We start from the raw sequence: 19,575 nt of genomic DNA on the forward strand, positions 1-19,575 counted from the left end.
ATAGTGTATCAATTTATTTTTAAACTTATTCTCATAGGACTTACGCACAATGTGACCAAAAACCTAATTATTGCGAGGGTAGGGGCAATTCATGTAGCTTGCTTCCCGTCAGGGTATTACCCCTACTTTCGTCTTTTCCATATTCATCAACGTGAAAGTCAAGCCCAGCCTAGATTACACACCGTTGATCACCCGTCAACCTCATTGGCTAAAAAAATAATTTACAAATTACATGAAAATATACTTGACAAGCTATATAACTACATAGTTAAATAAAGCATAAGGTTAACTTGCCTTGAACAACGATTAACCTCGGAATTAAAAAGTATGACTATTTCTCTGCAACAAAGCCAAAGTAACAATCTTTGGGATAAATTTTGTAATTGGATTACCAGCACTAACAACCGGATGTACATTGGTTGGTTTGGTGTACTGATGATTCCTACACTTTTAACAGCAACAATTTGTTTCGTCATTGCTTTTATTGCTGCACCACCTGTAGATATAGATGGTATTCGTGAACCTGTAAGCGGTTCTTTACTCTACGGGAATAACATTATTACTGCTGCGGTTGTTCCTACTTCCAATGCTATTGGGTTGCACTTTTATCCTGTTTGGGAAGCCGCTACTTTAGATGAGTGGTTATATAATGGTGGTCCTTACCAATTAATTATTTTCCACTTCCTGATTGGTATTTTCTGCTACTTGGGTCGCCAGTGGGAATTATCATACCGTTTAGGGATGCGTCCTTGGATTGCGATCGCCTACAGCGCACCTGTTTCTGCTGCCACTGCGGTAATATTAGTCTACTCCATAGGTCAAGGTTCTTTCTCTGACGGTTTGCCTTTAGGGATTAGTGGTACTTTTAACTTCATGTTTGTACTGCAAGCAGAACATAACGTTCTCATGCACCCATTCCATATGTTAGGAGTAATTGGTGTCTTTGGAGGTGCTTTATTTGCTGCTATGCACGGTTCTCTAGTCACCTCCTCTTTAGTGCGAGAAACCACCGAAAATGAATCCCAAAACCAAGGTTACAAATTCGGACAAGAAGAAGAAACCTATAATATTGTTGCGGCTCACGGTTATTTTGGCAGATTAATTTTTCAATACGCATCTTTTAACAATAGTCGTGCTTTACACTTCTTCTTAGGTGCTTGGCCAGTAATTGGTATCTGGTGTGCAGCTTTGGGTGTATCCTCTTTTGCCTTTAACCTCAATGGTTTTAACTTTCACCATTCCCTTCTTGATTCTCAAGGTGCTGTAGTTAATACCTGGGCTGATATTTTAAACCGCGCTAACTTGGGAATTGAAACAATGCACGAACGCAATGTTCACAACTTCCCCTTAGATTTAGCTGCTGGAGATATTCAACCTGTAGCTTTAGTTGCACCTGCTATTCATGGTTAATTGACTCGGAATTCAGTTCGTTCTCATGCCCTCAAAAACAGTGTAGGCAACCCAAGTTAAAAATGCTTTGGGTTGCTTTTTCATGTTTACTCTTAACAAATACCCAAGCAAAATTAATTACACATATTGATTGAAAACAAAAATGTCTGTATTCCTTACCTGTTACCTGTTCCCCCTCCTAACTATGAAATTTATTTTGCACGATTACTTATATGGGAGAAATTGGATAGATAATGAGATAGGAGTGTATAAAAATAATCTTGATGTTGTTATTGTCAGTTGCTCAAAATGCAAAATCTTTCACAACTGACATAATTTATGATTCCCAATCACAATCACTAAGCTTTATTTATCACTTACTAGTAATGCATGATTAGAAAAAATTCCTTTCAGTTTCAAATTAGTAAATTCAATAACAGCATTTATTAGTTCCTGTTGTTCTGAGGTTAAATCTACCGCCTCTAGGGCTTGATCCAGGTCATTACCAGTATGCAAATAGTGAGCAAGTTGTTGACGTTGAGCAGAATTTAAAACTGCAAGAATTTCCTTGTTTCTTCGCTGACGGACTGCTTGAAGTTTCTGATGTTCTTGGGGAGTTAAATCATCCTCTGAGAAAGTAATAGTATCCTTAGTATCTTCACTATGAGAAGTGAAAATTACTTGAGATGAATTAAAAAAATTATTTGCTGATGCTTCCGTAATTTCTGGTACAAAGAAAGATACAAAAACGATAAGTATCAATGCAAACAATCGGTATGTCAATTTAATCATCATGTTGATAAAAACCTAAATCGAATTCCAGACTGGGGTATAGTCAAGCCCTTATCATTTTCCTACTTATAGGAAATACCGTTCCTCTTAAATATTGATACATATCATTTCTCTAAGCCCCTCTTTTTGAAGGGGTTTGAAGAAGATTATATGTGTCAAAATTAAAGAAAATAGGTATAAACTAGCTATCTAAGAAAAATCTTACCAATGACCAATGACCAATAACCAGCCCTCACACTGTCTCTATATTGGAGGGGAGGTGAGGGAGATTATGTTTTCTCTATGACTAAATTCGGAAATTGATAATAAAGAAATATATATCAGTCATATTAGAATTACATTCTTTTATATTTCCAACCTTAAGGCTATCATCAAAGTCATTACCAGAGGTGATAGTCATGAGTGAACAAGTTTTAAACAAAGAAACGATTAGTGCTGTTACCCAAGATAGCGAAATTGACTTAGAGGCAGCTTTCCGGGAATCTCATATCCAAGACATTCTGGATAAGTTAGACCAGGAGTTAGTCGGTTTAAAGTCAGTCAAGAACAAAATTAAAGAAATGGCTGCTTTGTTGCTGGTTGACCGGATTCGTAAAAGTCTTGGTTTAACTGCTGGTGCGCCTAGTTTGCACATGACTTTTTTAGGCAACCCAGGTATGGGTAAAACTACTGTAGCTATGAGAATGGCGGAAATTCTCTATCGTCTGGAATATATCCGCAAAGAGAATGTCATGTTGGTGACGCGAGATGATTTAGTTGGGCAAGGTATTGGACAAACTGGACCGAAAACTAGGGAAGTTTTAAATAATGCTATGGGGGGTGTTTTATTAGTTGATGAAGCTTATACTTTATACCGCCCAGATCATCCAGGAGATTTTGGTTTGGAAGCCATTGAAATTCTCATGCAGGTGATGGAAAACCAGCGTGATGATTTGGTTGTTATCCTTGCTGGTTATAAAACCCAAATGGAGCATTTTTTCCACAGTAATCCTGGTATGAATTCTCGGATTGGGATTCATATTGAATTTAATGATTATAGTGTTGATAATTTGTTAATTATTGCTCAATCTATAGTCACAACTCAAAACTATTGTTTTAGCCCAGATGCAGAACAAGCTTTCCGAGAGTATTTAATTCGCCGGAAGACTATGCCCCATTTTGCTAATGCTCGTAGTGTGCGTAATGCTATAGACAGAGCGCGTTTGCGTCAAGCTAATCGTTTATTGAATAGTGGCAAAAAATTAAATAAGCAAGATTTAATTACTATCGAAGCAGTAGATATTCTTGCTAGTCGAGTATTTAGGGAAGGTGTTCCTGACTGCGAAACTGAAAGCTAATCGGGGATTGGGAGATGGGGAGCAGGGGAGCAGGGTAAAAATTAATTCGTTCTTCGTTCTTCGTTCTTCGTTCTTCTGCCTTCTGACTCCTGACTCCTGACTCCTGACTCCTATTCCCTATTCCCTCTTAACTATCACCTGTCACCTGTCACCTGTCACCTGTCACCTGTCACCTGACACCTATTCCCTGTCACCTAATCAGCTTTTTTCATCCTGTTAATTTCGTTTTGCAATTCTTCAATTTGTTTACGTAATTTTTCTGCTTCATTTTCCGGTGTTTCAACTTTGACGTTTACTGCTCCGGTAGCGGGTGTTTGCTGATAGTTTCCTTGGCGAATTTGCTGATATTCTTCTGATACTGCCCAAGAGCGTAAATAATGCAAGCGTTCTACAGGGAATGGATGGGTAAGCATCATTCCTTGAGCGCCATTGTACATGAGAAATTTATATACTTGATTGAGTCCATCATCATCTAGTGCTTGATATTTTTCTGACTGTTGAATAAATTCTTGTAAGCTACATTCGTTGGCATATTTGTTACTACCGCCAGAAATTTTCATCATTGATGACATAACTGGGTTTAGGTCATCCATGACTAACAATGCTGCGCGATCTGCGGATAATTCGGCTTTACGTCGCCATTCAAAAAAGGCATAAATCAAAGCTTGACTGACGAAATTACCTAAACCGAAGGTTAATTCACCAATGACGGAAGCGGCACTCATTGCCCACATCGCCATTTGAATTAAAATAGTATGACCACATTTAATATGCCCCAGTTCATGGGCAAGCACTGCCCGAATTTCGGCTTCATTGAGTAAGTCAAGTATCCCTGTGTTTACGACTATGTAAGGATTTTCTTGCCCCAATGCATAGCTATTGGCTTGGGGGTTGTGTGAGATAAACAGTGTTGGTTCGGGGTAAATGTCTAAATCTCGCACGCATTCCCGAAATATCTGGTAGATAGTGGAATATTGACGGGGCCCTACTTGGATGGTGTTGCCCATTAAATAGACTAATTGAGGGCGTTCATAGACAAATTCCACAAATTTACGAGCGATTAAATCAAATCCCGGTAAACTTCGTAAGGCTTGCTCGGCTTGGCGATCTAGTGGATGCCTAAAGGCTTCGCTGGAAATTCCTGTGTAGGTTGGCATAATCTAGTGAAGTTGGTAAATGATCATTGGGGGTTGGAAGAGGCAGGAGGCAGGAGGAAGAAGAAAAATAAATATTCCCTGTTCCCCCGTTCCCTGTTCCCTACTCCCTGACAACATAATAGAAATGGGGCAGTTCGGAAAAAGTCACTTGTTATGGGATGAAAAGCGTGTGATTGAGGCAGAAGTTCATTTATCACTACATAACTTCCTGCGATCGCAGGCGGGTTTTCCTTCCTGGCCCCATCACTTAACGATGGCACGGTTGGTAGCACGCGCTTTGCGCTTGGGACGTAGTGCCTTAATTCAAGTAGGTGCTGTTTGTGGCTATCAAGGGCGATATCGCACAAGTTTTATCGCATCCGCCTTGATGTGGCATGGCCCTGTAATTATTGTGGCTTCGGAGGCTGTGCAGCAGCGGTTGCTGAAAATAGAAATTCCCCGTCTACAGCAATGGTTACAAGCTAACAAACCCATCAGAACAGGTGAAGTTTGGCCTGGTGCTGATTTCCAAGGGTTGCTGTTGACATCTCCTGAAGCTTGGCTAAAAGGTCAGTTGGCTGATAATGATAGTTTTCCCCCAAATATTCCCACAATTATTGATGGAGTTGATGATTTGGAAGATTGGGTGCGTCATCAGCTAACACAAGAGATTCAATCCCATGATTGGGATCAACTGATGCTTGCTTGTCCCTACGAAACTGATGTAATTCGTGAAGCTAGGGTACAAATGACGTGCGAATTATTCCAACATCCTGAAAATCCATACCACTGTTATCTGCTATCCCAACCAGAAACAGATATCTTACAAAATTTGTTTTTAGCTTTAGACTCAGATAGCTTGCCAGATGTTTGGCAACGCTTAAGGCAACAATTCCAAAGCCTGGTGGAAAATCCGTCTTCTTCTGCCTCTCCTCCTCTTTTCTGGGCTACTATTGCCCGTCGTCAAGGCTTATTTTCTTTACATTACGCTCCACTGGAATTAGCTAAAGCACTTACACCAATTTGGCAGCGCCAACCAGTAGTATTAATTGGCAGCGCCTTAGAACCTGAAACGGAAGCGCCTCTGTTCCGTCAACGTTTGGGGTTTGAGGATGTAACTTGCTTAAAGTTTTCTACTGATAGTCAAGGGGAAGCAATTCAACTTTATGCACCCTATAAGTTACCTCTACCGAATACACCAGAATTTGAAGGAGCATTTATTCACCAAGTCCGCACCTTGGTTTGTTTAAGTGCGACAGCGCCAGGAATGACTGTGGTGTTAGTGGGAGATGTACCTCTCAAATCCAGAGTGGCCACAATTTTGGCTTCGGAGTTTGGTTCACGGGTGCAGGTGGAAAAAACTTGTTTGGATGAAAATGGGATTTTGGTGACAGGTTGGGAATATTGGCGATCGCATCAAGCTGTTTTACCCGCACCCCGATTGTTAATTATTGCTACTTTACCTTTACCATCTTTAGAAAATCCTTTAGTTGCTGGTAGAGTCGCTCATTACAAGCGATCGCACCAAGATTGGTTCAGGTTATACCTATTACCCACAGCATTGAATGAATTGCAAAGAGCGATCGCACCAGTCCGCGAACATCAAGGTATCGTGGCTTTACTCGATAGTCGCGTCGTCAATCGCAGCTACGGCGTTCAAATTCTCACCGCCCTTAGCCCTCTAGCACGCTTGAACTATCTTGATCCCAGCTTGTTTTCTCCACCTAATGAGGAAAATTCAAACAGGGAATAGGGAATAGGGAATAGAAACGAAATGATTATTTATTCTCCCCTGCTCCCCTGCACCCCATCTCCCCTGCTCCTCTGCACCCCATCTCCCCTACCCCCTTACCTTCTTCATCCTCTCCACAATAGCCGTCATTCCTGCGAACATATATTTAAGAACCTAAACCGAAATTTCAATTACTGATTATGGGTGAAGCAAAACGTCGTAAAAGCACACTAGGAGAACAATACGGTGAAGACACTCGTATCTTACCTTGGGTTCCCATCACAAAATCTCAAGCTGAACTGTTTGTGAGTTTAACAACTCGCGGAGCTTGGCTCGGTATTGGCTTTATGGTTGCCGCATGGGTGACAATTCGTTTTATCGGTCCAGCTTTTGGTTGGTGGCAAGTGGTTGATTGAACAAAGGTCTAGAACGTCGATTCAGTAATGCTAGGTAATCTGTTTTTCCCCTGTAGGGGCGTTCGCGTAGCGTGCTGGAAGCATCAGCATTCGGGTGATAACCTATCGCTGAAACCATTGATATTATGTCCGAATGCTTCGCCCTTGCGATTAATAAATCGGTGTTCTAGGGTATGGGGTGCAGGAAAAGTAATAATTTTTTCCCATCTCCCCATCTCCCTATCTTCCCAGCCTGTATGATTGAATATCTAGAAAAGAAACTATTGCCTAAATGGCTACAAAGCTATCCTCTGTTTAGATATCTTGAATATAAAGTATGTAGGTTTGGGGTTTTATGGAATTAAATTTCAGTATAACTAGCTTTTTCAATACATAAATATTGAATTTGATTTTCAGTATTAAGCTCTAAGCAGCCTGCTTACAAGGCAATTTCAAAATTTACTTAAACACGAACAGAATAAATTATACCTTTATTGCTTTCAGTCTACTTTTACGATCAAGAATAAATTCAGTAGAATAGATTTAGCAAGAAAAAGAAGAAAAGTTACGCTAGAGTAAATAAATACTGCAAATTGGCTTAAATACTGCCCATAAAAGTGTAATATGGAACATTTTCCTAGTTGACTAGCATCAGATTTAAGTTACGCTGAAAGCTGACTGCTTTAAGCAAGTAGCCCAAATCTAGCTAAACATCTAAAGACAATGTTAACTTTGGTCGTTTTATCTGAGATTTATATCTTGCAAATTGAATAGTTTGATACGACAAATACAATCGTTATCCACTACCCTAAGCAAGGTAGCCAATTACAGACTAAATCTTACCCTGGAAATTGTAATGAATAGTTTACAATACCAAAGGATAGGAAAATCTAAAGAAAATATAAAAGAGACTCAAATGACTGTGGTGTCTGGAGGAAAAAAGTGTTTTTGAGACTGGCACATCAACATAGACAATTTGTCCAAGATTTGGTAATGAACCTACAAGCCTTGGCAATAGTATTAGAGCGCAACGGCTATCCAGCTTCTTGCTACACCTGTGGTGACCAAATGAATAGTGCTTCATTTATGGTCAGCTTAGGAGACAACCATCTAATTCGTTTTTTGGTATCAGATTACGGAATTACCTGGACTGAAATGCGAGATGACCGCGAATTAATGAAATTAGAAGGTGCAGAAGCAATCCACCAGCTACAAGAACTCGCTAATCTTGTCAAGCAATCTATACAAAGTTCTACAGGTCATAAAACCCTTATTAAAAAGTGTTAAATTGCCCAAGAGCGATTTGTGTAAGTGTTGTGTTGCGCGATGGTAAATATGGCTTTATCGGTAATTGGTAATTGGTAATAAACCTATTACCTATTCACCATTACCGGAAATAGACCGTCTTTATACTCTTTTCTCAAGTCTTTTTCAGCGTCTGTTAAAATCTGATGAGCAAGAATTAACACCTGTACTCAGAAGATATAATATGACTCAAGCAAAACTAAACCAACCAAAACTACCACCAACCAGCGCCATTGATAAAGTGACGACGGCTGAATTTGACAACTGGTTTGAATATCCTATCAGAGTGCAGCCTCATCATACAGATTATGCAGGAATTGCTTGGCATGGTACTTATTTAACTTGGTTGGAAGAAGCGCGGGTAGAATGTTTGCGCTCTATAGGTATTGAATTTGCTGATTTAGTAGCTTTAGGTTGTGACTTACCAGTTGTAGAATTATCAGTACGTTATCATCGGTCACTTAAATTAGGAATGATAGCACTGGTCAAAACCCGAATGCTGGAAGTAACTGGTGTCCGTATTAACTGGGATTATAAAATTGTTTCCACTGATGAACAAGAATTATATATTACTGCTCAGGTAACACTAGTAGCATTAGACAGGGAAAGAGGTAAAATTATGCGTCAATTACCTCCTGCGGTTAAAGATGCACTAGCTAGAATTTCCACATCACATAAGTAATCAATTAAAAATTAATCATTAAAAACTTATTTTCCTAAAGCAGGATTAATTACGAACAGGTGTTTGCGAAAAGTTTTGAGTAATCTCAGAAATTTTATGCAAAACATCTTGAGGTGTAATCCCAAAACCAAAGTATAATAAAACCACTATCGCTGCAAAAGTAACAGCAGTTTTGATAGTGGTTTTTACTAGTTTCCAAAGTATAACAAATATTATCCAAGCCACTATTAAAGTAATGATCATAATGTCAGAAGCTTAAAAATCATTGTTGTTAAATAAGCTAACCATTATATTTTAAAATCACAAGAAAGTTAGGATAGTTAATAAAATTTTAATGAGAATATGAAAATTATTTCACTCAGACTCAAGAATCATTTTTTAGGTTGGGATTTTGATGAAGTTGATTTCTCGTCAAATTTAACTCTGTTAGTAGGTGTTTCTGGTGCTGGTAAAACTCAAATCCTCCGTGCAATTTTGGATTTAAAACGCATTGCAAATGGAGAAGCAATAAACGGTTTTGAATGGAAAATAAGATTTTCTAGTGTAGATGGTAATGAATTCGTTTGGGAAGGTCGTTTTGACACTATTGAAACAGATGAACTATTTTTTGAAGAAAAAGAAAAATCGTTATTACTGTATGAAAAATTGACTTCAGAAAATGCTGTTTTAATTGAACGAAGTCAAGAAAAAATAATTTTTAATAATCGAGAGATGCCCAAACTTTCTTCAAATCAGTCAATGATCTATATCTTAAAAGAAGAAAATAAAATAAAAGAAGTTTATGATGCTCTCAATAAAATACAAGACAGTGACTATGTAACCAAAAAATCTCTATACTATAAATTACCAAATAAACCTTTTGACTTTCTTAAAGAAGAATATAAAACATTAGATACTATAGTAAATAGTGATGAAAGTATTTATATTAAATTACATTTAGTTTATGCCAATAAATTAGATATTTTTGAAAAAATTAAATCAAGCTTCACTGATATTTTTCAACAAATAGAAAATATCAAAATAGAACTTCTTATAAATGATTTACCAAGATTTTTGTACAGAGACAACCTACCAACACAATTTCGTGTTCCTTTCATTTTTATCAAAGAAAAAGATGTAGCAAAATGGATTAGAGAAGATAGGATGTCTTCAGGTATGCTGAGGACACTTATTCATCTTAGTGAAATTTACCTTTCCAATCCAGGAACTGTAATATTAATTGATGAATTCGAGAATGGTTTAGGAATAAATTGTATTGATATATTAACTGATGATTTGATTCATGAAAATAAGAATTTACAATTTATTGCTACCAGTCATCATCCTTATATTATCAATAATATTCCCTATGAATACTGGAAAATAGTTACTCGCAAAGGTGGACACATTAGCATTCGTAATGCGTCAGATTATAACTTGGGTAAATCCAAACAAGAAGCATTTATACAATTAACCAAAATTCTCGAAAGACAATCGTAATATGAATTTCTATTTTGTATTTGAGGGGAAAACAGAAGCGATTGTTTATAAAAAGTGGTTATCTTTCCTACTTCCACATTTAACCGAAGTAGATAGTTTTGATGCGGTCAGTCAGAATAACTATTATTACGAAAGTGATATGGGTGTTCCTGATTGCTATAGAGTTGCTGCTAATGCTATTCAAGAAATTAACGAAGTCCCAAAATATGATTACTTGGTATTATTCACAGACGCAGATAGGATGACTGTTGTAGAAAAGAAAGCAGAAGCATTGCAACAAATAAAGTTGAACTTAGAAAATAAAACTTTTAAAAGTCTACCTAAAAATTGTCAATTTGAAATTATTGTTCAAAAAGTTTGTATTGAAACTTGGTTTTTAGGAAATAGAAACTTTTTTGTCAGAAATCCGCAAAATAATGAAATTCTCAAAGAATATATCAAGTATTTTGATGTTACTCAAAGTGATCCTGAAGATTTAGCTAGTGAGTTTGAACAAGATAAAGAAAATAGCAAGGAAATATTTGGATATAAAACCAAAGCTTTATTTCATGAAGGATATCTGAGAGAAATTTTTAAAGAACGTAATTTGTCATATAGTAAATCTAGACCCAAGGAAGTACAAGAAAAATTTTACCTTGACCAATTATTAGCGAGAATTAAAGCAAATATAGACCACTTGCAGAGTTTTCAAGAATTTATAGAGTTTTGTGCAAAAATCAATATCCAAGAAAATAAATAAAATATCATCCTACATCCCACCGAATATGATGAGTGTAGGATGATTGTGAAGTTTACCCCACAGAAATTACCTGTAGCTGAATTGCTAATTTTTCAGTGGCAGTAACAACTTCTTGTCTAGCCCATTGATCTGCTGCTAAAATGTCATCTAAAGAGGGATTTTGTTTGTTATCATTTTGATGGCGATCTCTATTGAGAAAATGTTTGTTAAAGTAAGTAAAAACAACATTTGCTGATGGGTATAAGGTGCAATTTATCAGATAAAATTCTTGTATGTTATCCATTTTATGATGGGATAAATAGCCAATATGTTATCATGTTAAAAATTTAAACATCAGGAGTGAAAATGAATTGGAACTAAAATTTGAATGGGATGAGAATAAAGCGAACCTAAACTTAAAAAAATATAGTGTTTCTTTTGAGGAAGCGTCCTCGATATTTAATGACCCATTATCTATTAGCTTTGACGATCCTGAACATTCACTAGGAGAAAATCGCTATATTATAATAGGATTATCAAATGAGGGAAGATATCTCTTTGTTGCTTATGCAGAACGTGATGATAAAATTCGTCTAATTAGTGCAAGATTAGTTACACCTAAAGAAAGGAGATATTATGAACGAGAAAATACAGAATGAATTAGAAGAAGAATTAAAAGAAGAATATGATTTAAGTCAACTGAAAAATCCTGTGCGCGGTAAATATCATCAAAGGTATAAATCAGGATATAGTGTGAATATTCATCATGAAGATGGTACAACAACAGTAGAGAATTTCCCTAAACAAGATGATGTAATTGTTCTTGATCCTGATGTTAAACAATATTTTCCTAATTCAGAAGCCGTTAATTCTACTTTAAGAAGTTTAATTAAACTAATTCCTCAAAAATCATAAAATCATTGGTAAATAAGATCCCCGACTTTAAGAAGTCGAGGATCTAGAACTTAACCCACAGAAACTATCTGAGGTTGAATTGCTAACTTTTCAGTCGCAGTAAAAACCTCTTGTCTAGCCCATTTATCTGCTGCTAAAATGTCATCTAAAGAGGGATTTTGTTTGTTATCATTTTGATGGCGATCGCACACCCATTCAATACACCGAGCAATATCCAAATAGCTAATTTTCTCATCTAAAAATAGCGCCACAGCTTGCTCATTCGCAGCATTTAAAACCGCAGGCATAGAACCGCCGGCTCTACCCGCAGCATAAGCCAAGCGCATACAAGGATATTTTTGATGATCCGGTTCACGGAAAGTTAAATTCCCAGATTTTACTAAATTCAATCTTTCCCAACTAGTGTAAATTCTCTCCGGCCAAGATAAAGCATAAAGCAAAGGTAAACGCATATCAGGCCAACCAAGTTGAGCTAAAACCGAAGTATCTTGTAACTCAATCAAAGAATGAATAATACTTTGAGGATGAATGACAATTTCAATATCATCATAATCCACCCCAAACAAATAATGAGCCTCAATAACTTCCAAACCCTTATTCATCAAAGTTGCTGAATCTACAGTGATTTTTCGACCCATTGACCAATTAGGATGTTTCAGAGCATCAGCAACTTTTACCTCTGGTAACTTCTCCACAGGCCAATCACGGAAAGCACCACCAGAAGCAGTCAGTAATATCTTCCTTAAACCACCTTTAGGAACACCTTGGAGACATTGAAAAATCGCCGAATGCTCAGAATCTGCTGGTAATAGTTTCACACCATGTTTTTCCACCAGAGGTAAAACCACAGGAGCGCCAGCAATGAGAGTTTCTTTGTTTGCTAAAGCAATATCCTTACCTGCTTCAATAGCAGCGATAGTAGGAAGTAAACCCGCGCAACCAACGATACCAGTAACAACCGTTTGAGCATCACCATAACGAGCAACTTCTATTACTCCCGCTTCCCCAGCCAGTAAAATAGGTTGGGGGTTGAGGTCTTTAATCGCCTCCTGAAGTTCTGGTAACTTATCAGCAGCAGAAATAGCCGCTATTTGGGGACGAAACTGGCGAATTTGCGCCGCGAACAACTCCACATTCCGCCCAGCAGCCAGTCCAACTATGCGAAACTTATCTGGATGCTCAGAAACGATGTCTAAAGTCTGAGTACCAATAGAGCCGGTAGAACCAAGAAGAGTAATAGCTTTCACAATGATTTAACAATTTACACTTACTCTTAACTATAAATTGTTGAGGACTCACTCTCAACGTCAGTTGCTAATGAAGTGAGAGAGAATAGGTGACAGGTGACAGGAGGGAAGAGATTTTAAATTTGGAATGCTAACTAATTTCCTGACATTTGAAGCACAGAATTGATCTCACGTTCTTTAATTTCCTTACAAGAACCCGGACGTTTATAAATACAAGTTTTTTGCCAGCATTTCTCTAGAGTATAGTTTTGGTACTGAGACGGTAAAGGAAGATTAGCAACGATATAATTAAAACCAGAATTTAAAACTTTAAAATCTGTTTCTTTGTCAACTTGATATATAGGAACATCGCGATGAAAATAAGTATATCCTCCTGATAAAGCCCAATTAATATCCCAAAGTCCAAGACCGCATACATTTTCTTCTGTACTTAAACTTTTTAAAGCTAAGAGGTGATTAGCGGTAGCATAAAGGTGTGTCATTTCCAAATTCGTGCCAAAAGTAGAAAAGTTTAAAGGAGCATAAATATTAAATCTACTGAGTAGAGCTACAGAAGTAGAAGTCCAGAGTAAAAGAGAAAGAACTATTGCTATTATTTTGGGTTGAGGTGAAGACCATCTGCGAGAAAATTTTAAAACTAACTCACCTGTACCTATTCCTGCCAATATCAACAACATTGGTAAGGCTGGATAAATAAAACGATATTCCTTATGAGCCAATAAACTGTGAGACAAGATAATAATTAATGCTAACCATCCCAAAATAGGAATACGCCGAAAACCTATAACAGCAAGAATAACAATAGGTAGAGATAGCCAAGACCAACTTTTGAGTAAGAAAATAAAATATTCATACCAAGGAGAAACACCATATAGTTTACTTCTTCCTTCTACAAGATTTACCCAGATATTCAACCAAAAAGATTGAAAAGGATAAGACCAAGTGAAAGCATCGACAGTTCCAAATATGAGTATAGGCGCGAGAATACCGAATATCATTGGCAGCCATTTATTACACCAATCTCTGCCACATATATAAACTAATGCAAAGGCTATAGCAGCTATAAAATGAATTCTTAATGCTAAAGATATTCCTAAAAAGCATCCTGATAAAAATAGACGATTTCTAGTAATAAATAAATCTTTTTGAACTCCTAAGTAAATTCCAGGCAAGAGAAAATGAGTAGCTACAACTTCGGTAAAAGCTTTGGGTGAAAAATATATAAACTCAAACCAGATCGTACAAATAAAAGCACAAATAAAAGCTGTAGTTGTTCCTCCTATTTTTTTTCCCCAAACATAAGCAACTAAGATATTACTCAGGGAAAGTAGAGACAAAAAGATATTAACTCCGATTAAATATCCAGTAGAACCTTCTCCCATCCATGCTGTAAGACGCATAACACCCGCTAAAATTCCAGGTAAGACCCAAGAACGAATACCATCTCTAAATTCCCAAGTGACAATACCATTACCAAAAGCTAGTCTATGTGCAGGTTCTAGGGATTGAAAAATTTCATCCGCCCAAAATATATTGGGGAATTTTAAAGCCATGCCCAAACGCAGTATTAAGGCGATAATAATCAGGATGCCTAGTAATAAGTGTTCTGCTTTAAATCGGCGATTCATCTGTTGTTATCAAGAGATAATATCCTATATATAATATGATCATATTAGAAGTTTTAACGGTTATTTTTTGATTCAGCTTCTACAGATGCAAATCTCACTTTATTGTATAAATACCGTAAAGAAATTTCAAATGCTATTGTAGTTACAAGAGATATGTTTTCGTCTATCGGTGTTTTAGTCCTTTTGCGGACATGGGAGAACATCAGAAGGGTGTTTGACTAGGTTTTAAATTTATTCAACCGAAGATATATTATTAGTAGGCGTAGCAATTATTTTAAATAGTAAATGGTGACATCTAAAGTTCACAGGATATGACTTTCCTGAAGGAACTATTCGCTGGTGATCCGAGGTTTTGTGATCACGGGTTGGAAAATCTGGATGATTACTTAATGTGCATGGTACTTTAGTTTCAATATTGATAAAAGCTTTGTTAGGATCACCAGAAAAAAGATAACCTAGCATTCCTCCTTGACTAGAGAATGGTGCATATCTACAAGTAATAAAATTGTTGTTTATCTCTTTTACATATTCAGTTACATCTACATCAGATTTTAAAATCTTAGCTTCTAAAGGCAAAATAATTCTTTCATTATCTCTGAGAATAAATGCAATGTCATACCGTGGAGGTTGTCCTCTTGATGATTTGCTAGTTTCAAATTCATACCATTCTTGTTTAACTGCAAAAGGTTCGTAGCCAGTCATACTACTATCTATCTTCAACGCAAGAGCTTGAGTAATACTTATCTCTAAATACTCCTCTGTACCATCACAATTAATTTGTGATAAAAACTCAGAAACCAGCAAATCATATCCTTCCCAAACCAGTTTTACTAAGATTGATATAGCATCAGGATTCCATGTTTTTGTCAATTCTACAAAGTCACCTGTTATTGGATACCTCTTTTGAAAAATATTTCTTCTTCTAACCACTATATGACTCCTCTATAATCTGCGATTCTTTATCAAATGTTGTCCTCCTCGTCATAATATCTGCGGCTACTTCATCAGCATCTCTTAAAGCCATAGAGCGAGTCCAATAACGAATTTTGTCAGGTTTGATTAAATAGATAGTAGGAATTTTTACTCCATTCAATTGTACTGAATCATAAATCCTGGCAACACGCTGATAAAAGATGCCACCATCTTCTATACTTCCTCTTTCCAGATACAACTTATTTAAGTTTTCCAAGCGTTTCATTAAATCAGGGGAGTCAATAGGTTTAATATGAACACCTTCAGAATCAGGCTTATTAAGATGAATAGCTACTAAGCGAATAGGAAGAAGAGTGTTAGTTTGTTCTTGAAATATGGTGGCGCAAACTTGTTTATCTTGTCCAAATCCTGCTTTAAGAACTCGCAAGAAATACTCACAATATGCCGTAAGTTCAGGTTCAGTATTATTCTGAGATTGACTATTATCTACACGGTGAGTTCTTTTGCGTCCTGGAGAAGCACCATCTCCTTTAAAATCTGGTAGAGTGTAGTTGAATAAATCATTAATTAGCACCCATTCACTATCTTTAAATTCAAAAGCTTCTCGTATGCGCTTATCTATATCATCAAATGTTTCTATATTCTGCAAATCTCCTACCGATGATTCAGGTATTGGGACACGCAGTAAATCATCTACATTAACTTCTGGGATATAAGAGGCAAAACGACCACTAGAAAGTAGTAGATAATAGACAGCTAACTTACTATTGTATGCTAGACAAGCAGCATTCAAGTGTGAAATATGACTTTCAGGAATATGTATGCTGACATAACTCTCAGAGCAAATAATTCCTTGATTTATATTATCAGGTTCAATTATTACTGAACGGAATCTGCCGCTCTTTTTCTGCCAACTTAACTTTAAAATCATTTGTGGCAATTGAAATGCAGCAAAGTTACTTGAGTCTTTAGAGTGTATGCGTGCATCATCATTTATAGGAAGTTCAGTAGATTTTAGGTAGAGAGAACTTCTGTTGAGTAATTTAGAAGATTTTAGAATTCGCTTGTTTATAATATAATTTTGTAATTTTCTCTTATCACCTCTTACCACTCCTTGACGTGTTTGAGCAATATCACTAGATTTAAGTTTTTCAATACTTAATTCTCGATTCAATCTTCTTACCAAGGATAAATCACGTCTTCCTCCCCACATTAAAGCTGTCCAAACTAATGGATCTGTTATTGCCTCTTGTGGGTAAATTGTATTAATATAGTCTGGCTCAATTACTATATGATAGTCATCCTCATTTGTCATAACGGGCTTAGGACAAATGTATGTCAAAGGCTCACCATCAGGAGGTATTGCTGACATAGTAATGATGCAAGTTGGAGAAATAGCATCTTTAAAAAGTCCAAAACGTAATGCAGACAAATTAACTATTTCTTCAATTTTGAACTCTGAAAAAAGCCTAGCTCGAAATTCTTGAGCAGTGCCAACCTGATTAAAAATCAAAGCCAGTGCAGGTTGCATCATTGCTACTTGTCCACCAGATTTAGTTAAAGTAGCAGCTTTTGGCAGAAAAAGCGGACCAATATTACCGTAAGTTATTGTCCAAACATCTCCAGCCCAAGATTGTGCTGCCGGAGTAACAGTATTTATACCCCAAGGCGCATTACCTACGACTAAATCATATTTACCAGCATCCTGAACAGAACGAAAACTTTCTTTATCTTCTTCAAAAAAATCAGCAGCAATTAATTGACGTTCACGTAATCTAGGAAAGCGAAACTCATTCTCCCAATAATATTGAGGTTCAACTTTATCTAGCATGGTTAAATAAAGACTAAAAGATGCTACTCTTACTGCTTGAGCATCTACATCAACACCAAATAAATTATTTTCTAGTAAATATTTTAAATCACTTGGTTGAATAGTTTTTGGATGAGCTTTTTCCCATCTATAAATTAAACGCTGAAATGCTTTAACAAGAAAAATTCCTGAACCACAAGCAGGATCAAGAATCTTGATATCCCATTCTTGACTATCCCAAGGTAAAACACCATCTAGTACAAAGTCAACTATATGTTCTGGTGTGTAATGAACTCCTGTGCCAGATTCTTTACTAACAAATTCCTCATATATACTGCTAATAAACTCTAAAGGTATAACGTCAAAATGGTAGTATGGCCATAGACTTAATTGTCCAGTTTCAATGTCTACATGACCACTAACAAAATAAGCAAGTATATCTAGGTGAGGTTCTTTAACTTTTTGTTCTTCTGTTTGCCATTCAGTTTCACGTTCTTCTTCCGTAGCACCTTTACCTGGGAATAAATCACCATTAAACTTGCTGTTGAGCCAACGGAAAAATTGATAAGTATCTCTATGATTTCTTAATATGTCAGCTAAATGAGAGTATCTAGCTGATAATTCCCCAATTCGATATAAATAATCTAGTAAATTTGTATTTAAAGCAGGATTACCTTCAGATTCTTGGCGATCAAAAAGGAATTGAATAAAAATAATTCTTGCTAATAAATCATGAATCGTGTCATCATCAAGTTCTTTTTTTTGAAGTATTTTCCGAACACTTTTCAGATTTTTCAATAGCATCTGGTCAGCAGCTTTTTTTCGTTGAAATCGCTGACTATGTTCTTGGAAAAATTGACCGGATACTAGATCAGCCCAGTGTAAACGCAAAGTTTCAGCAGTTTGACCTGCAAGGGATAACTGATGAAATGACTCGATTTCCTGTTTAGAAACATTAACTACGGGTTTGATAGCATCATCTTCTTTTGGAGGTTCTTCGTAGCAAGTCCAAATTCTTAATCTTTGAGGTTCTGTTGTAATGAGTGACGGTGTACGAGAAAAACTCCAAGCCAGTCTATAAGTTTTCTTTAATGTTTCCTCTGATACTTCTCCTGGAAAATCGCACACTAAAGCAATGGGTGTTTCTGTTGAATCCCCTTGAGGATTTGCCGCCAGCACTCCTATTTGCACACCTTGACCATCTGGAAGTTTGCTGATAGTTCTACCTAATTTTTCTTTAGCAATTTGTGCATAAATACTTGGACCAGCACCAGAAGGCTCCAAAATTTCTTTTGGAGTCGGCCAGTGAAGCTTTTGATGTGCTAGTTCAAGTAGTCCAGACTGTGACATTCCGTTTTTTACGCTGCATTAAAGTATAGTTTCACATTTCAACCATCACATTGTCGTGATATTGATTGATTTTCTTCAAGAGTACAGGAGTATTATTCCCTGCTGCAACAATATTGAAATATATTGCATAAAATTTTATTTAGAGCGATCGCAAAGAGTTCCGTAGAAATTGCTCTTTTCTTGTCAAATTATACCAAAGGAAACAAATCATCCTGTGCTGACAACAGTATCACCAACATAGACACCTAACTGGTATTGTTAGATAACACAAATAATTAAAGCCGATGATGGGATTTGAACCCACGGCCTGCTGATTACGAATCAGCTGCTCTACCACTGAGCCACATCGGCATACACGATTTAAAAGTATAGCATATATTTACAAAAATGGTAGAATCAAATCCTAAAAATCGCCTCAACGCCAAGCAGTATGCTCACCTGAAAGCTGAAATAACAGCCCCCTATCGTGGTTTGCGGCAATTTATATATGTTGGTGTAGGTGCTTCTGGTTTTATTGGTGCATTTGTATTTTTCTTTCAAATACTTGCTGGTAGGAACATCGACAGTGCTTTACCTAACTTTGCCCTGCAAGCGGGATTAGTTGCCCTAATGGTATTTCTTTACCGATGGGAACAAAAGCGTCAAAAACGGTCTTAAAGGTGATAAATTCCAACTTATAGAATTATGGTGGGTTAACGCAGCGTAACCCACCCGACTAAAACTCACG

General features: G+C 36.8%; 18 protein-coding genes, 1 tRNA gene and 1 pseudogene. 11 read left to right on the forward strand and 9 right to left on the reverse strand.

The genetic code is table 11. The annotated features are described in order from the left end of the window. Positions 1 to 327 precede the first annotated feature (327 nt). Positions 328 to 1,410 carry a photosystem II q(b) protein gene (gene psbA, locus ACLLO5_RS09580; protein WP_413175222.1) on the forward strand — a complete coding sequence of 361 codons (1,083 nt, stop codon included), beginning with the start codon at positions 328 to 330 and terminating at the stop codon, positions 1,408 to 1,410. A gap of 345 nt (positions 1,411 to 1,755) precedes the next feature. Here psbA and ACLLO5_RS09585 read toward each other — a convergent pair whose 3' ends face one another. Then, positions 1,756 to 2,184 (reverse strand): hypothetical protein, encoded by a 429-nt coding sequence (locus ACLLO5_RS09585; protein WP_413175223.1) that lies wholly within the window; start codon positions 2,182 to 2,184, stop codon positions 1,756 to 1,758. A gap of 395 nt (positions 2,185 to 2,579) precedes the next feature. On the opposite strand from ACLLO5_RS09585, the gene ACLLO5_RS09590 reads away from it, so the two are divergent. Continuing rightward, positions 2,580 to 3,518, forward strand: coding sequence for an AAA family ATPase (locus ACLLO5_RS09590; protein ID WP_413175224.1), 939 nt, complete (start codon positions 2,580 to 2,582; stop codon positions 3,516 to 3,518). 194 nt (positions 3,519 to 3,712) lie between these two features. Here ACLLO5_RS09590 and ACLLO5_RS09595 read toward each other — a convergent pair whose 3' ends face one another. Continuing rightward, entirely contained in the window at positions 3,713 to 4,675 is a 963-nt protein-coding gene (locus ACLLO5_RS09595; RefSeq protein ID WP_413175225.1) for a M48 family metallopeptidase, read from the reverse strand. Between the two features lie 169 nt (positions 4,676 to 4,844). Between ACLLO5_RS09595 and ACLLO5_RS09600 the strand changes: the two genes are divergently transcribed. The 4 genes from ACLLO5_RS09600 (at position 4,845) to ACLLO5_RS09615 (ending at position 8,768) form a co-directional block, all read left to right on the forward strand. After that, positions 4,845 to 6,407 carry a helicase C-terminal domain-containing protein gene (locus ACLLO5_RS09600; RefSeq protein ID WP_413176048.1) on the forward strand — a complete coding sequence of 521 codons (1,563 nt, stop codon included), beginning with the start codon at positions 4,845 to 4,847 and terminating at the stop codon, positions 6,405 to 6,407. A 179-nt stretch (positions 6,408 to 6,586) separates the two neighbouring features. Further along, the gene (locus ACLLO5_RS09605; RefSeq protein WP_413175226.1) at positions 6,587 to 6,802 is read left to right on the forward strand and encodes a DUF2839 domain-containing protein; all 216 of its coding nucleotides are present in this window, start codon (positions 6,587 to 6,589) and stop codon (positions 6,800 to 6,802) included. 921 nt (positions 6,803 to 7,723) lie between these two features. Beyond that, positions 7,724 to 8,068: a DUF1815 family protein gene (locus ACLLO5_RS09610; protein ID WP_413175227.1), complete on the forward strand. Its 345-nt coding sequence runs from the start codon at positions 7,724 to 7,726 to the stop codon at positions 8,066 to 8,068. A 202-nt stretch (positions 8,069 to 8,270) separates the two neighbouring features. Continuing rightward, a complete protein-coding gene (locus ACLLO5_RS09615; RefSeq protein WP_413176050.1) occupies positions 8,271 to 8,768 on the forward strand; it encodes an acyl-CoA thioesterase in 498 nt (165 codons plus the stop codon). 45 nt (positions 8,769 to 8,813) lie between these two features. Here ACLLO5_RS09615 and ACLLO5_RS09620 read toward each other — a convergent pair whose 3' ends face one another. Beyond that, positions 8,814 to 9,011, reverse strand: coding sequence for a hypothetical protein (locus ACLLO5_RS09620; protein ID WP_413175228.1), 198 nt, complete (start codon positions 9,009 to 9,011; stop codon positions 8,814 to 8,816). A gap of 99 nt (positions 9,012 to 9,110) precedes the next feature. Between ACLLO5_RS09620 and ACLLO5_RS09625 the strand changes: the two genes are divergently transcribed. After that, on the forward strand, positions 9,111 to 10,247 hold the full coding sequence (locus ACLLO5_RS09625) for an AAA family ATPase (protein ID WP_413175229.1): 1,137 nt from the start codon (positions 9,111 to 9,113) through the stop codon (positions 10,245 to 10,247). 1 nt (position 10,248) lies between these two features. Then, positions 10,249 to 10,986, forward strand: coding sequence for a hypothetical protein (locus tag ACLLO5_RS09630; protein WP_413175230.1), 738 nt, complete (start codon positions 10,249 to 10,251; stop codon positions 10,984 to 10,986). A 52-nt stretch (positions 10,987 to 11,038) separates the two neighbouring features. On the opposite strand, the pseudogene ACLLO5_RS09635 reads toward ACLLO5_RS09630, so the two are convergent. Beyond that, positions 11,039 to 11,173 (reverse strand): annotated as a pseudogene (locus tag ACLLO5_RS09635) (1-deoxy-D-xylulose-5-phosphate reductoisomerase); the annotation flags it as partial. Between the two features lie 163 nt (positions 11,174 to 11,336). Here ACLLO5_RS09635 and ACLLO5_RS09640 point away from each other — a divergent pair. Continuing rightward, positions 11,337 to 11,624, forward strand: coding sequence for a BrnT family toxin (locus ACLLO5_RS09640; RefSeq protein ID WP_413175231.1), 288 nt, complete (start codon positions 11,337 to 11,339; stop codon positions 11,622 to 11,624). Further along, positions 11,602 to 11,880, forward strand: coding sequence for a hypothetical protein (locus ACLLO5_RS09645; RefSeq protein ID WP_413175232.1), 279 nt, complete (start codon positions 11,602 to 11,604; stop codon positions 11,878 to 11,880). Before ACLLO5_RS09640 ends, ACLLO5_RS09645 begins: the two co-directional genes overlap by 23 nt. Before the next feature lie 50 nt (positions 11,881 to 11,930). Here ACLLO5_RS09645 and ACLLO5_RS09650 read toward each other — a convergent pair whose 3' ends face one another. From ACLLO5_RS09650 to ACLLO5_RS09670, 5 genes are all read right to left on the reverse strand, one after another. Then, positions 11,931 to 13,127, reverse strand: a complete 1,197-nt coding sequence (locus ACLLO5_RS09650; RefSeq protein ID WP_413175233.1) for a 1-deoxy-D-xylulose-5-phosphate reductoisomerase — start codon at positions 13,125 to 13,127, stop codon at positions 11,931 to 11,933. A 134-nt stretch (positions 13,128 to 13,261) separates the two neighbouring features. Continuing rightward, on the reverse strand, positions 13,262 to 14,755 hold the full coding sequence (locus ACLLO5_RS09655; protein ID WP_413175234.1) for a mannosyltransferase: 1,494 nt from the start codon (positions 14,753 to 14,755) through the stop codon (positions 13,262 to 13,264). A gap of 231 nt (positions 14,756 to 14,986) precedes the next feature. Further along, positions 14,987 to 15,685, reverse strand: coding sequence for a hypothetical protein (locus tag ACLLO5_RS09660; protein ID WP_413175235.1), 699 nt, complete (start codon positions 15,683 to 15,685; stop codon positions 14,987 to 14,989). After that, positions 15,678 to 18,848 carry a class I SAM-dependent DNA methyltransferase gene (locus ACLLO5_RS09665; protein WP_413175236.1) on the reverse strand — a complete coding sequence of 1,057 codons (3,171 nt, stop codon included), beginning with the start codon at positions 18,846 to 18,848 and terminating at the stop codon, positions 15,678 to 15,680. The genes ACLLO5_RS09660 and ACLLO5_RS09665 overlap by 8 nt, the downstream gene beginning before the upstream one ends. Positions 18,849 to 19,127: 279 nt before the next feature. Continuing rightward, positions 19,128 to 19,199: transfer RNA gene (locus tag ACLLO5_RS09670), tRNA-Thr, on the reverse strand. A 36-nt stretch (positions 19,200 to 19,235) separates the two neighbouring features. Between ACLLO5_RS09670 and ACLLO5_RS09675 the strand changes: the two genes are divergently transcribed. Continuing rightward, positions 19,236 to 19,505: a DUF3493 domain-containing protein gene (locus ACLLO5_RS09675; protein WP_413175237.1), complete on the forward strand. Its 270-nt coding sequence runs from the start codon at positions 19,236 to 19,238 to the stop codon at positions 19,503 to 19,505. Positions 19,506 to 19,575 lie beyond the last annotated feature (70 nt).

The organism is Anabaena azotica SJ-1, from assembly GCF_047275885.1.
GTDB lineage: Bacteria > Cyanobacteriota > Cyanobacteriia > Cyanobacteriales > Nostocaceae > Trichormus_B > Trichormus_B azotica_A.